At 45.3% G+C, this 14,629-nt stretch carries 8 protein-coding genes; all 8 read left to right on the top strand.

Annotated elements, in window-relative coordinates:
- The first annotated feature begins 4 nt into the window (after positions 1-4).
- Complete coding sequence (locus BSCG_RS20970) at positions 5-1,885, top strand: FAD-dependent oxidoreductase (RefSeq protein ID WP_008646516.1); 1,881 nt, start codon at positions 5-7, stop codon at positions 1,883-1,885.
- The gene (locus BSCG_RS20975; protein WP_004302512.1) at positions 1,878-3,944 is read left to right on the top strand and encodes an alpha-galactosidase; all 2,067 of its coding nucleotides are present in this window, start codon (positions 1,878-1,880) and stop codon (positions 3,942-3,944) included. Before BSCG_RS20970 ends, BSCG_RS20975 begins: the two co-directional genes overlap by 8 nt.
- A 25-nt stretch (positions 3,945-3,969) precedes the next feature.
- The gene (locus tag BSCG_RS20980; protein ID WP_004311196.1) at positions 3,970-5,271 is read left to right on the top strand and encodes an acetylxylan esterase; all 1,302 of its coding nucleotides are present in this window, start codon (positions 3,970-3,972) and stop codon (positions 5,269-5,271) included.
- 28 nt (positions 5,272-5,299) lie between these two features.
- Positions 5,300-7,093, top strand: a complete 1,794-nt coding sequence (locus tag BSCG_RS20985) for a glycoside hydrolase family 2 protein (protein ID WP_008775211.1) — start codon at positions 5,300-5,302, stop codon at positions 7,091-7,093.
- 8 nt (positions 7,094-7,101) lie between these two features.
- Entirely contained in the window at positions 7,102-8,922 is a 1,821-nt protein-coding gene (locus BSCG_RS0127340; RefSeq protein WP_032849367.1) for a DUF4886 domain-containing protein, read from the top strand.
- Positions 8,923-8,949: 27 nt separating this feature from the next.
- Positions 8,950-9,804 carry a DUF4886 domain-containing protein gene (locus BSCG_RS20990; protein WP_004311199.1) on the top strand — a complete coding sequence of 285 codons (855 nt, stop codon included), beginning with the start codon at positions 8,950-8,952 and terminating at the stop codon, positions 9,802-9,804.
- A gap of 67 nt (positions 9,805-9,871) precedes the next feature.
- On the top strand, positions 9,872-12,079 hold the full coding sequence (locus BSCG_RS20995; protein ID WP_008775208.1) for a glycoside hydrolase family 3 N-terminal domain-containing protein: 2,208 nt from the start codon (positions 9,872-9,874) through the stop codon (positions 12,077-12,079).
- A gap of 37 nt (positions 12,080-12,116) precedes the next feature.
- Positions 12,117-14,570 (top strand): beta-glucosidase, encoded by a 2,454-nt coding sequence (locus BSCG_RS21000; RefSeq protein ID WP_008646513.1) that lies wholly within the window; start codon positions 12,117-12,119, stop codon positions 14,568-14,570.
- Positions 14,571-14,629 lie beyond the last annotated feature (59 nt).

The raw sequence follows: 14,629 nt of genomic DNA, 5'->3' as shown, positions 1-14,629 counted from the left end.
TATGATGAAAAAAATCTTACTGACATGCATAGCCGTAGCCTGTAGCCTTGTGGCTGTAGCCGGAGAACTGCTCATCGAAGCAGAAAGCTTCAGCCAGCGAGGCGGCTGGGTGCTCGACCAGCAGTTCATGGATCAAATGGGTTCACCCTATCTCATGGCACATGGCATGGGTATTCCTGTGGCCGATGCTACGGCAGAAATCAATATTCCCCAGGCGGGCACTTACTATGTATATGCCCGCACCTACAACTGGACTTCACCTTGGACCGATGCCGAAGGACCCGGAAAGTTTCGTCTGGCTTTAGGTGGTAAGTTACTGAAAACTACGTTGGGACACACCGGTAATTCCTGGCAATGGCAGTCCGCCGGTAAGGTCGTATTGAAGGCAGGTACTATTACCCTTGCTTTGAAAGACCTTACAGGTTTTAATGGTCGTTGTGATGCCATCTATCTCACGACTGATATGAATGCGCAACCCACTGCATGGGGCGAGGCAGAGACAGCTGCACTTCGTGCCCGCTTGCAACAACAACAAACGGTGCCCACCCATCAGTACGACTTTGTGGTAGTGGGAGGAGGCGTAGCCGGCATGTGTGCCGCTACGGCTGCTGCCCGGTTAGGTTGTAGGGTGGCATTAGTGAACGATCGTCCTGTACTGGGTGGTAATAACTCGTCGGAGATACGTGTACACCTGGGTGGTATTATCGAAAAGGGACCCAACGAGGGGTTAGGTCGTATGATACGCGAATTCGGTCATGAACGTTCCGGTAATGCCCAACCGGGTGACTATTATGAAGATCAGAAAAAGGAAGACTTTATAGCTGCCGAAAAGAATATCACCCTTTATGCTTCGCAACGTGCTGTGGCCGTAAAGATGCAGGGTGATCGCATAGCATCAGTCACTATTCAACACATTGAGACAGGTGAACAAACGGAACTTACCGCTCCTCTTTTTAGTGACTGCACTGGCGATGCTACCATAGGCTACTTAGCCGGTGCCGATTGGACTATGGGACGTGAAGGCCGCGATGAATATGGCGAAAGTCTCGCTCCCGAGCAGCCCGACTCGCTAGTGATGGGCGCATCGGTACAATGGTATAGCAAGGACATGAAGAAGAAGACCTCTTTCCCCCGCTTCGAATATGGTATGCGCTTTGGCGCTGATAATTGCGAGCCTGTAACTATGGGCGAATGGAAATGGGAAACAGGAATGAACCGTAATCAAATCACCGAGGCTGAACGCATACGCGACTATGGACTTTTGGTGGTATATTCCAATTGGAGCTATCTGAAGAATCACTATGCGGATCGTAAAAAGTATGCCAACCGTTCACTCGATTGGGTGGCGTATGTTTCCGGTAAACGTGAATCTCGCCGCCTTCTGGGCGACTATGTGTTAGCACAAGACGATATAGACAAAAATGTGGCGCACGAGGATGCTTCGTTTACTACCACTTGGAGTATCGACCTCCACTTCCCCGATAGCGTGAACAGTGTGCGTTTTCCTGATAATGAATTCAAGTCGGCAACGGTGCATCGTTGGATTCATCCTTATGCTGTCCCTTATCGTTGTCTTTATTCGCGCAATGTGGATAACCTCTTTATGGCAGGTCGTAATATGAGTTGCACACACGTAGCCTTGGGTACGGTGCGTGTGATGCGTACTACTGGTATGATGGGCGAAGTAGTAGGTATGGCAGCCGGACTCTGTCATAAGCATGGCGTAGAACCGCGTGATATCTATCATCATCATCTGCCCGAATTAAAGCAGCTTATGCAGGCAGGCTTGGGCAAACACAATGTACCCGATAACCAACGTTTCAACGAACCCAACAAATTGTTGGAGGCTCCGGCTTACATCAAACCGCAGACAAACTATGAGTAAAAAAAGTATTATCACGATATTTCTCTCAACCATATTGGGATTGCCGCTTTGGGGGGGACAACACTATTATGCTTTCCTGAAAGGTGATACACTACGTATGGGCAATAACTACATGGAGCGTACCATGCTGTGGAATAATGGTACACCTGTCACCATTAGCCTCACCGATAAGCTATGTGGAAAAATAATCCCGGCTCAAGGCAAAGAGCCCGACTTCTCGATTGTGAAAGGCATCTCTACAGCTGCTACTTTCACTGTGAATGAGATTCCAACGAATGGTATACATGCCAGCTATCTGCAAGCCACTGTGGCTTGCACCATCGGTTCTCTAAGTATAGAACGTCGCTATCGCATTTATGCAGACTGTCCCGCCATTGCCTGCGATACCTATCTGAAAGGACAAGTAGAACTTTACCAGAATAAAGATGACAATCGTTCTAATGCCGATCGTAAAAATATAGAGCACACAGCCGATATGACTACGGGGGTGAAAACTCCGACGATTGACAGATTGCAACTCTCCGGTAATCATTGGCGTGCCCGTACGGTAGAGTTCTTCGACTATACTGATTGGAACGACAATCTGGTGACAGAACGTACCTGGCTTCCTTACCGTCGCAATACCTATCGTGGTAATCTGCTTTTTGCTCACGATGTGGCTACCCGGCAAGGTTTCTTTTTCTTGAAAGAGGCTCCTTGCAGCAGTACCCAATTACATTATAATGGTTCCGACTTCGTGGCCGACTTTAGCGATTTTATGGTAGTGGGTCTGGGCATTGCATCTGATGATGTGAAACCGGATAGCTGGACTCGTGTTTATGGATGCGTTACCGGTGTCTATACCGGAGATGAACAAGAAGCACTAACAGCATTGCGCCTTTATCAAAAACAACTGCGCCACCACACTGCCGCACAGGATGAGATGATTATGCTCAATACCTGGGGTGACCGTAGTCAGGATGCCAAAATAGATGAGGCTTTCTGTCTGGCTGAGCTGGATCGTGCCGCACGTCTGGGTGTCACCCTCTTTCAACTGGACGATGGTTGGCAGAGCGGAAAAAGTCCCAACTCAAAGACAGCCGGAGGCAGCTTTAAAGATATTTGGAAAAATGCCGATTACTGGACGCCCAACCCCACGAAATTCCCTCATGGACTGAAACGCATTGTAGAGAAAGGAAAGAAATTGGGTATTCGTATCGGATTATGGTTCAATCCTAGTATACAGAATGATTTTGCCGATTGGCAAAAAGACGCGCAAGTCATTATCGGGCTTTACAAGGAGTATGGCATCTGCTGTTTCAAGATAGATGGCTTACAAATACCTACTAAAACAGCCGAACAGAATTTGCGCCGGTTGTTTGATGCCGTGTTAGCACAAACCAACCATGAGGTGATTTTCAACCTCGATGCCACTGCCGGTCGTCGCGGTGGATATCATTATATGAATGAGTATGGCAATATCTTCCTGGAAAACCGTTATACCGATTGGGGCAACTATTATCCCTATCGCACCTTGCGTAATCTTTGGATGCTGTCTCGCTATGTACCGGCCGAGAAGATGCAGATAGAATTCCTTAATAAATGGCGTAATGCCGATAAGTACAGCACTACCGATCCATTTGCTCCCGCTCGTTATAGTTTCGACTACCTCTTTGCCATCACCCTGGCGGCACAGCCATTGGCTTGGATGGAGGCTTCGAACCTGCCCGAAGAGGCTTATGCTACGGCAACTCTGCTCAAGGAATATCAACCCTTGCAACTTCAATTTCATCAAGGCATCATATTACCCATTGGTGAAGAACCTTCGGGACGCTCGTGGACAGGATTTCAATCAATAGTCTCTGACACGCAAGGTTATCTCATTATTTACCGCGAAGACAATGATATAGCCAAAAGAACCATTGATACTTGGCTTCCGGAGGGCAAGAAGGTAACTTTTACTCCTTTGATGGGAAATGGCAAAAAGTTTGTTGCTGAAGTCGGTGTACAGGGTAAAGTAAGTTTCGAGTTGAATGATAAGAATTCTTTCACTCTTTATCAATACCAGGTAAAACCATGAAAAGACTATAAACAATAATGGAATTATGATAAAAAGTTTGCGTTCTGTTTTTCTTGCTTTGTTTGTTGCCGTGCAATTCGTTGTGTACGGGCAACCGGCGGAAAGGCTGATTCAAGTGCTGGTCACTCCCGACCACACCAATTGGTTGTATCAACCGGGAGAAAAAGTGAAATTCAAAGTAGCTGTACTGAAATGCAATATTCCACAGGATCATCTGGAAGTGCGTTATGAGATTTCGGAAGATATGATGAAACCTCATCAGACAGGTAAACAACCTTTGAAGAATGAAAAGCTCGAAATTAATGCAGGTACAATGAAAAAAGAGGGTTTCCTGCGTTGCCGTGCTTTTGTCAGTTATCAAGGGCGTGAATATGAAGGTGTAGCTACCGTCGGCTTTGATCCGGAGAAGCTACAACCGACTACTCCGTTGCCCGCCGATTTTCTTGAATTCTGGAAGAGCACCAAAGAAGCCGCTGAAAAGTGGGCGCTGGAACCTATAATGACTTTATTGCCGGAAAAGTGTACGGACAAAGTGAATGTATATCATGTTTCTTTTGCGAATAATGACTATGCATCCCGCATGTATGGCATCCTTTGTGTGCCGAAAGCTCCCGGAAAATATCCGGCCATCTTGAAAGTACCGGGTGCGGGTATCCGCGCATATAACGGGGAGCCCGAACGTGCCGGAAATGGTTTTATCATTTTGGAGATCGGTATTCACGGCATTCCGGTCAACCTGACGGGGGATGTATATCACCGACTTTATAACGGGGCCTTGAAGAATTACCATTCATTCAATACGGACGATCGGGATAAGTATTATTATAAACGGGTTTATACAGGCTGTGTAAGAGCCATTGATTTCATTTACACACTTCCCGAATTTAATGGTAATCTGGCAACTTTCGGTGGAAGTCAGGGCGGAGCACTTTCCATAGTGATTGCCGGACTGGATAACCGTGTCAAAGGATTAGTTTCTTTCTATCCGGCTTTGTGTGATATTGCAGGCTATGCTCATGGTCGCGCAGGAGGTTGGCCGCACATGTTTAAGGATGAAAGGAACCGGACACCGGAGAAGATTAAAACCATTCAGTACTTTGATGTAGTCAACTTTGCCCGGCAGGTTAAAGTACCGGGATTCTATACTTTCGGTTATAATGATATGGTCTGTCCGCCTACCACCACTTATTCGGCTTACAACATGATTAATGCTCCGAAAGAGTTGTTCGTGGCCGAAACGACTGCCCATTATGCCTATGCAGAGCAGTGGAGTGCTGCCTGGAACTGGGTGATGAATTTCCTGAAGAATGAATCGAGAAACGAATAATGTATAAATACCACAAACTAATAGATAAATGAAAATAGGTAAGAAATTAAATCTATGTCTGTTGTTGCTGATCGCTTTTGCAGGAAGCGTTGCGGCACAAGAACTGATAACGAATGTCTACGGTCGTGACATTCATTCACTGAATGGTAAATGGAATGCCATTATCGACCTGTACGATCAGGGACAACGAATGAAAATCTATGAAAATCAGCAACCGAAAGGAAATACTGATTTCTACGAATATGCATTCGAAGGCGGCTTGCGTCTTAATGTCCCGAGAGACTGGAACTCGCAGTCGCCCGAACTGAAATATTATGAGGGTACTGTATGGTATGCGCGTCATTTTGATGCCAAACGTCTGGCAGACAAGCGTCAGTTTCTTTATTTTGGTGCTGTCAGCTATCGTTGCAAAGTCTACCTGAACGGAAAAGAAATAGCAGAACATGAAGGTGGCTTCACCCCTTTCCAAGTAGAAGTGACGGACCTGTTGAAAGATGGCGATAACTTCCTGGCAATAGAAGTGAACAATCGTCGTACCAAGGACGCCATTCCTGCTATGGCGTTCGATTGGTGGAATTATGGCGGCATCACAAGAGATGTGTTGCTGGTGAAAACTCCCCGCACATTTATAGAAGATTACTTCATCCAACTGGATAAAAATGCTCCCGACCGGATCATTGCCCGTGTACGTCTTTCTGATAAAAAGGCAGGTGAAAAGGTGACAGTCGCCATCTCCGAACTTAAAATCAATGCGGAACTTACCACTGATGCGGAAGGAAAAGCGGAAACCGTATTGAATGCAAAGAAACTGCAACGCTGGTCGCCCGAAGAACCGAAACTCTATGGTGTGGCCATTTCTTCAAGTACCGACCGCGTGGAGGAACAAATAGGCTTCCGTAACATCACAGTGAAAGGAACGGATATTTACCTGAACGGGAAACCGACATTTATGTGTTGCATCTCTTTCCATGAGGAGATTCCGCAGCGCATGGGACGTGCTTTCTCGGAAGCCGATGCAGCTATGTTGCTGAATGAAGCTAAGGCGCTTGGTGTGAACATGATTCGTCTGGCACATTATCCGCAGAATGAATACACGGTACGCTTGGCAGAAAAGATGGGTTTCCTTCTCTGGCAGGAAATTCCTATTTGGCAAGGCATTGACTTTACAGACAAAGATACCCGTAAGAAAGCACAGAAGATGCTTTCTGAAATGATAAAGCGCGATCAGAATCGTTGTGCAGTAGGTTACTGGGGTGTTGCCAATGAAACACAGCCTTCCAAAGAACGGAATGATTTTTTGACTTCCCTGCTTGAAACAGGCAAACAACTGGATACTACCCGTCTGTATGTCGCCGCTTTTGACCTTGTGCGCTTTAACAGTGAGAAACAGCGTTTTGTAATGGAAGATTCCTTTACTTCCCAATTGGATGTCGTAGCAATCAATAAATATATGGGCTGGTATCATCCATGGCCTGTTGAACCGAAAGATGCAATCTGGGAAGTAGTGACGGACAAACCGTTGATTATTTCTGAATTTGGTGGTGAAGCACTGTACGGTCAGTCCGGCGATGAGAATGTAGTCAGCTCCTGGAGTGAAGAGTATCAGGCACGTCTGTATAGAGACAATATCCGTATGTTCGACAATATCCCTAACCTGCGTGGAGTATCTCCCTGGATTCTGTTCGACTTCCGTTCTCCGTTCCGTTTCCACCCCACTAATCAGGATGGCTGGAACCGCAAAGGGTTAATATCCGATCAGGGAATGCGCAAGAAGGCATGGTATCTGATGAGAGATTATTACATGAAAAAAAGAAATAACTAAAAGTACTTATGATAAAGCATTTCAGAATAAAGAATAATTTTCTGTTGAGCGGATTATTCTTTTTAGTAACGTTATTTTCTGTTGGCAGTTCGTTGGTTTCCTGCTCGGACTCGGAGAAGATTGTAACCCAGACAGAAGAAAAAATAGTATATGTAGATGGAAACTGGATGGTGGTTGCTTCTAAGGAAGTCACTGTCATGACTGGTGAATCTGTCACTCTGAACGTATCGGTTGGTGGTGAAGAAGAGCTGAAACCGGAATATACCTGTACTTCCAAAGATGCAAACATCGCTACAGTAGCTGTCAGCGAAGATAATAATAGCATTATTATTACGGGTGTTGCGGATGGTAGCACAGCGATTTCTATCGAATGTCCTACAAATACAAAACCGCTAGTTGCTACAATTCCGGTGACCGTAAAGCAAAATGCTATACGAATACTGGCAATTGGCAATAGTTTCTCGCAGGATGCCGTTGAGCAATATCTGTATGAACTGGCAGAAGCGGCAGGCTATGAGTTAATTATCGGAAATATGTATATTGGCGGCTGTGACCTGGATAAGCATTGGGCTAACTTCCAGTCGGATGCCGCTGCTTATGAATATCGTAAAATAGTAAAAGGCGAGAAAGTAGGTAAAACCGATTATAAACTATCACAGGGATTGGCGGATGAAAACTGGGATTATATCAGTCTGCAACAGGCGAGCGGTAAATCCGGTAAATACGAAACATATACGGTATTGGCTGATTTGATTGCAGGAATAAAGGAACGTTGTCCGAAAGCTAAACTGCTGTGGCATCAGACTTGGGCATACGCTTCCAGTTCCACTCATGAAAGTTTCCCGGATTATGATAGCAACCAGATGACGATGTATTCTTCTATCGTAACGGCTGCACGACAGGCTATGACGAATCATACGGATTTGAGCCTGTTGATTCCTTCGGGGACAGCCATACAGAACGGCCGCACCTCATTCCTGGGTGATGCATTCAACCGTGACGGTTATCATCTGGAGGTTACTTACGGGCGATATACTGCTGCCTGCACCTGGTTTGAGATGATTACGGGACAAAACGTTGTTGGCAACCCGTATGCTCCCGAAACGATTGACCCGCAGGTAGTGAAGATTGCACAAAATGCTGCCCATTACGCTGTGCAGAAACCTGATGAAGTGACCGATTTGGTTGACTTCAAGCAACCGGAGATATCTGACACCGACTTGAAAGCCCCCATCTATATTGATTTCGGTCCGACTTCACTTTCTGCCACTCCGTGGAATAATATAACTTCTCATCAGGAAAGTTCAACCACCAGCTGGATAAAAGATGTGGAAAACAATTATACGAATATTGGTGTCAGAGTGCTTGACGGATTTACTGCGACTCATGCTGGAGTCGGTTCCGAACCGGCTAGCCCAGTGACGGTGGATGGCGTGGAATTTCCTCTGACTGCATGGAAAGACGGTTTGTTAGTGAAAGGAGAGAAAAACCAGGGTGATGTAGGTCCAGGAAGAATAGAAATCTCTCAACTGGATGTAGCCCGGAAATATAATTTCACTATTTTAGCCATCCGTTTCAATGGAAGCAAAGACGCCCGTATCTCTTCTTATAAATTGGTAGGTAAAACGGAGAGTGCGGTTAAAGAAGTGAAGACAGGTATCAAGGATGCTGCCTCGTTTGCTGCCGCAAACTTCGAGGAGTACATTGCCAAGTTTGAGAATGTAGAACCGGATTCGGAGGGAAAGGTCATTGTCGAGGTGAAAGGGCTTGATACCGGTAGTGCCGCGGAAGGACATATCAATGCACTATGCATTAGCCTGGCGAAATAAGGTTTGTTTTTTATCATATTGATTACAATGAAGCAATATAGAAATATAGTGATTTGTATGTGCATACTGCTCCTTCTTGCCGGAGGAGCATATGCCCAGCAAAAAACGGTCAGAATACTTGCCATTGGCAACAGCTTTTCCCAAGATGCCGTTGAGCAATATCTGCATGAACTTGCGGAAGCCGAAGGCATTTCAACCATAATCGGCAATATGTTTATTGGTGGCTGTTCTCTGGAACGCCATGTGAAGAATGCACGTGAAAATGCTCCTGCCTATGCCTACCGGAAAATCGGTACGGATGGAAAGAAACGGGAAAAAGGCAAGATGTCTTTGGAAATGGTGTTGGCGGATGAAGACTGGGATTATGTCAGCCTGCAACAGGCAAGTACTTTTTCCGGAATGTATGAGACGTATGAAGCCTCTCTTCCCGAGCTCATAGAGTATGTAAAAGCCCGTCTTCCCAAGAAAACAAAGTTGATGCTGCACCAGACTTGGGCCTATGCATCCACTTCCAATCACGGTGGATTTAAAAACTACAACCGCGATCAGCTGACGATGTATCACGCAATTGTAGATGCAGTGAAAAAAGCAGGTAAGGCATATAAGATTAAGATGATTATCCCTACGGGCACTGCCATACAGAATGCCCGTACCTCTTTCATTGGCGATCATATGAACCGGGACGGACATCATCTGGATGTGAAAGTCGGACGTTATACTGCTGCCTGCACTTGGTTCGAACGTATCTTCAAACGCAATGTAATCGGAAATCCTTATGCCCCGGAGAGCCTGGATGAGGCTCGAAAAGCTGTTGCCCAGAAAGCTGCTCATGCAGCAGTGAAGCATCCGTATAAGGTGACTGATTTATCTGAAAGACGATAAAAAGAAGCCATGTTGTGGCTGTCTGATAAAGCTATATTTATATACTAATTAACCGACGAAAACACCGATGAGAAAGAAAGTATTGGTTTACGGATTATGTTTGCTAGGTTCTATATGCACCCTTTCGGCAAAAGATAAAAAAGATGTTGCACTATATAAAGATCCGAAGGCTCCGATAGAGAAACGCGTAAATGATCTCCTATCCCGCATGACTTTGGAAGAGAAAATGATGCAGCTTAATCAATATACCCTGGGACGGAATAACAATGTGAATAATGTAGGTGAAGAAGTGAAGAAAGTGCCCGCAGAAATCGGTTCTCTGATTTACTTCGAAACAAATCCCGCACTGCGTAATAGTATGCAGAAAAAAGCAATGGAAGAGTCTCGTCTGGGTATTCCTATTATTTTCGGCTACGATGCAATTCATGGTTTCCGTACCGTGTATCCTATTTCGTTGGCACAGGCTTGTTCCTGGAATCCGGATTTGGTAGAGCAGGCGTGTGCTGTATCTGCACAGGAAGCGCGTATGTCGGGAGTGGACTGGACTTTCTCACCGATGATTGATGTGGCTCGTGATCCCCGCTGGGGACGTGTGGCAGAGGGTTATGGTGAAGATCCTTATACAAACGGGGTATTCGGTGCAGCTTCCGTCAAAGGTTATCAAGGAGATGACTTGTCAGCAGAAAACCGTATGGCAGCTTGTCTGAAACATTATGTAGGTTACGGGGCATCCGAAGCCGGGCGTGACTATGTCTATACCGAGATATCCAAACAAACTCTTTGGGATACTTATCTGCTCCCTTACGAGATGGGTGTGAAAGCAGGTGCGGCAACACTGATGAGTTCCTTTAATGATATCAGCGGTGTGCCGGGTTCGGCCAATCCTTACATAATGACCGAGATATTAAAGAAACGTTGGGGGCATGATGGATTTATTGTTTCCGATTGGGGAGCCATCGAACAGTTGAAAAATCAGGGATTGGCAGCGACCAAAAAAGAAGCAGCCTGGCATGCGTTTACTGCCGGTCTTGAAATGGATATGATGTCTCATGCTTACGACCGCCATTTGCAGGAGTTGGTAGAAGAGGGCAGAGTATCGGTAGCTCAAGTAGATGAAGCTGTACGTCGTGTTCTACTTTTGAAATTCCGTCTCGGCCTGTTCGAACGTCCTTATACTCCCGCAACAAGTGAGAAAGAACGTTTCTTCCGTCCGCAAAGTATGGATATTGCAGCCCGGCTTGCGGCGGAATCCATGGTCTTGCTGAAAAATGAAAACAAAACATTACCGCTGACTGATAAAAAGAAGATTGCCGTGATAGGACCAATGGCAAAAAATGGTTGGGACTTGTTGGGTTCCTGGTGTGGTCATGGAAAAGATACGGATGTTGCCATGCTCTATAATGGACTGGCTACTGAATTTGCAGGAAAAGCTGAATTGCGTTATGCAGCAGGCTGTGCTACGAAAGGAGATAACAAAGAAGGATTTGCAGAAGCATTGGAAGCTGCACGCTGGTCTGATGTAGTTGTTCTTTGTTTGGGTGAGATGATGACCTGGAGTGGGGAGAATGCTTCCCGTTCTTCTATCGCATTACCGCAGATTCAGGAAGAACTGGCCGCAGAACTGAAGAAAGCCGGAAAGCCTATCGTACTGGTATTGGTGAATGGACGTCCGTTGGAATTGAATCGTCTGGAACTAATTTCCGATGCTATACTGGAAATCTGGCAACCGGGTGTGAATGGCGCGTTGCCGATGGCCGGTATATTATCAGGACGTATCAACCCATCCGGTAAACTTGCCATGACATTCCCTTATTCAACGGGACAAATTCCTATTTATTACAATCGCCGCAAGAGCGGACGTGGACATCAAGGATTCTATAAAGATATAACAAGCGATCCGTTATATCCGTTCGGGCATGGATTAAGTTATACCGAATTTAAGTATGGCACCGTTACCCCTTCTGTTACTAAAGTGAAGCGCGGCGATCGATTGTCTGTAGAAGTGACTGTCACTAATGTCGGTGCTCGCGATGGAGCAGAGACTGTTCATTGGTTTATATCCGATCCGTATTGCTCGATTACCCGCCCGGTGAAAGAACTGAAACACTTTGAAAAACAGTTGATTAGAGCCGGAGAAACGAAGACTTTCCGTTTTGACATAGACCTGGAACGTGATTTCGGTTTTGTCAATGAGGATGGTAAACGGTTCCTTGAAGCCGGAGAATATCATATTTTGGTACAGGGACAGACCGTTAAAATAGAACTGATAGACTAGTTGGTTTTTAACAATGCTATATTAATACAAAATCACCATGAAAAAGAAAATAGGAGGCATAGGTTTATGTATGCTTGCATGGAGCATATTAACCTGTGCGCAGACAATCACTCCCCAAGCCGAACAACGTGCCAGGGAAATTGTATCTAAAATGACTTTGCAAGAGAAAATAGAGTATATCTCCGGATATACCAGCTTCTCGCTTCGTGCAATCCCCCGTCTGGGGATTCCTGAAATAAAACTGGCGGACGGACCGCAGGGAATTCGTAATCATGCCCCCAAGAGCACTCTCTATCCTTCCGGAATACTTTCCGCTTCTACCTGGAACCGGAGTCTGCTTTATCAACTGGGGCAAGGATTGGGACAGGATGCCAAAGCCAGAGGAGTGAATATACTGCTCGGACCGGGAGTAAATATCTACCGTGCTCCTATGTGTGGACGTAACTTTGAATACTTTGGCGAAGACCCTTATTTAACGGGTGAAACGGCTAAACAATATATCCTAGGCGTGCAATCGGAAGGAGTTATTGCCACCATCAAGCACTTTGCAGCTAATAATCAGGAATGGAGCCGTCATCATGCCAGTTCGGACATAGACGAACGTACTTTGCACGAGATTTATTTTCCGGCCTTTCGGAAAGCTGTACAGGAAGCGAATGTAAGTGCTGTAATGAACAGCTATAATCTTCTGAACGGTGTCCATGCTACCGAACATAAATGGTTGAATATTGATATCTTGCGTAATCTCTGGGGATTTAAAGGTATCTTAATGTCGGACTGGACTTCCGTATATTCTGCCGTAGGAGCCGCTAATGCCGGACTTGATCTTGAAATGCCGAAAGGACGTTTTATGAATGTCGACAATCTTATACCTGCTATCAAAAACGGTACGGTGACAGAAGAAACCATCAATCTGAAAGTGCAGCATATCTTGCAGACCTTGATTGCTTACGGCATGCTGGATAAGGAACAGAAAGACAGTAACATCGCGCAGGATAATCCTTTTTCCCGCCAGGCTGCTTTAGAACTGGCACGCGAAGGTGTAGTCTTACTGAAGAATGAAGGAAATCTACTCCCCTTGAAAGGAAAGACTGCTGTGATGGGGCCCAATGCCGACCGCATTCCTACGGGTGGTGGAAGTGGTTTTGTAACTCCATTTTCTACGGTATCTGTTAGTGAGGGACTGGAAAAACTGAAAAAAAAGAACCTCGTTCTGTTGACGGACGATGTGATTTATGAGGATATTCTTCATGAATTTTACGCGGATGCCGCTCGGCAGACGAAAGGATTTAAAGCCGAATATTTTAAGAATAAAACGCTTTCGGGACAACCGGAGGTCATTCGTACAGAAGCATCAGTTGATTATGACTGGCAATATGGAGCACCACTGGAAGGTTTTCCGGAAGATGGATTTTCTGTCCGTTGGACAGCCAGTTATATGTCTCAAAAGGATGGATTATTAAAACTATCCATTGGTGGCGATGATGGTTATCGCCTGTTTGTGAATGATAAGCATATTACAGGCGACTGGGGTAATCATTCATATTCAAGCCGTGAAGTGGAACTGCCGGTTGAGGCAGGTAAAGAATACAGCTTCCGAATCGAGTTTTTTGATAATATCTCTTCAGCAATTATCCGTTTTAAAGCATCCAGGCTGAATGAAGAGAAACTTCGTCAAGGATTGGCAAAGGTGGATAATGTTGTATTCTGTACTGGTTTCAATAGCAATACAGAAGGAGAGGGGTTCGATCGCCCGTTTGCTCTGTTACATTATCAGGAATTATTCATTCAGAAAGTAGCTTCTCTGCATCCGAATCTGGTAGTAGTGTTAAATGCTGGCGGTGGAGTTGACTTTACCTCTTGGCATGAGGCTGCAAAAGCGATTTTGATGGCATGGTATCCCGGACAGGAGGGTGGACAGGCAATAGCCGAAATATTGACTGGAAAGATTTCTCCGAGTGGTAAGTTGCCGATTTCTATCGAAAAGAAATGGGAAGATAATCCGGTGCATGACAGCTATTATGAGAATCTGAAAGCGGAAATTAAACGTGTCGATTATTCAGAGGGTGTTTTTGTTGGCTATCGGGGATATGACCGTTCGGGTAAAGAACCTTTTTATCCATTTGGCTATGGGTTGTCTTATTCTACTTTCGCTTATAGTAATTTAGCTGTGGAGAAAACCGGTGAACATCAGGTGACGGTTAGCTTTGATATAAAGAATACAGGAAAAATGGATGCTTCGGAAATAGCCCAGGTATATGTGCATGATGTAGAATCTTCCGTTCCCCGTCCTTTGAAAGAACTGAAAGGCTATGATAAGGTGTTCTTGAAGAAAGGAGAGACACAACGCCTTTCTATTGTATTGAATGAAGACGCATTTTCTTATTACGATATGAATCAACACCGCTTTGTAGTAGAAAAGGGGGTATTTGAGATTCTTGTCGGTCCGGCTTCCAATCAATTACCTTTAAAGGCTGCGATTGAATTATAATTACTGAATAGTGAACTGACAAATAAATAATTAAAACTTAATCGACTCTATAAAGTTTG

It is taken from the genome of Bacteroides sp. 2_2_4 (assembly GCF_000157055.1).
In the GTDB taxonomy this organism is placed as follows: domain Bacteria; phylum Bacteroidota; class Bacteroidia; order Bacteroidales; family Bacteroidaceae; genus Bacteroides; species Bacteroides ovatus.
This window is presented reverse-complemented; position numbering and strand designations above follow the sequence as displayed.

Excerpts from the sequence above, each read along its gene's own strand:
- BSCG_RS20970 (WP_008646516.1), top strand. The coding sequence starts at position 5 with ATGAAAAAAATCTTACTGACATGCATAGCCGTAGCCTGTAGCCTTGTG.
- BSCG_RS20975 (WP_004302512.1), top strand. The coding sequence starts at position 1,878 with ATGAGTAAAAAAAGTATTATCACGATATTTCTCTCAACCATATTGGGA.
- BSCG_RS20980 (WP_004311196.1), top strand. The coding sequence starts at position 3,970 with ATGATAAAAAGTTTGCGTTCTGTTTTTCTTGCTTTGTTTGTTGCCGTG.
- BSCG_RS20985 (WP_008775211.1), top strand. The coding sequence starts at position 5,300 with ATGAAAATAGGTAAGAAATTAAATCTATGTCTGTTGTTGCTGATCGCT.
- BSCG_RS0127340 (WP_032849367.1), top strand. The coding sequence starts at position 7,102 with ATGATAAAGCATTTCAGAATAAAGAATAATTTTCTGTTGAGCGGATTA.
- BSCG_RS20990 (WP_004311199.1), top strand. The coding sequence starts at position 8,950 with ATGAAGCAATATAGAAATATAGTGATTTGTATGTGCATACTGCTCCTT.
- BSCG_RS20995 (WP_008775208.1), top strand. The coding sequence starts at position 9,872 with ATGAGAAAGAAAGTATTGGTTTACGGATTATGTTTGCTAGGTTCTATA.
- BSCG_RS21000 (WP_008646513.1), top strand. The coding sequence starts at position 12,117 with ATGAAAAAGAAAATAGGAGGCATAGGTTTATGTATGCTTGCATGGAGC.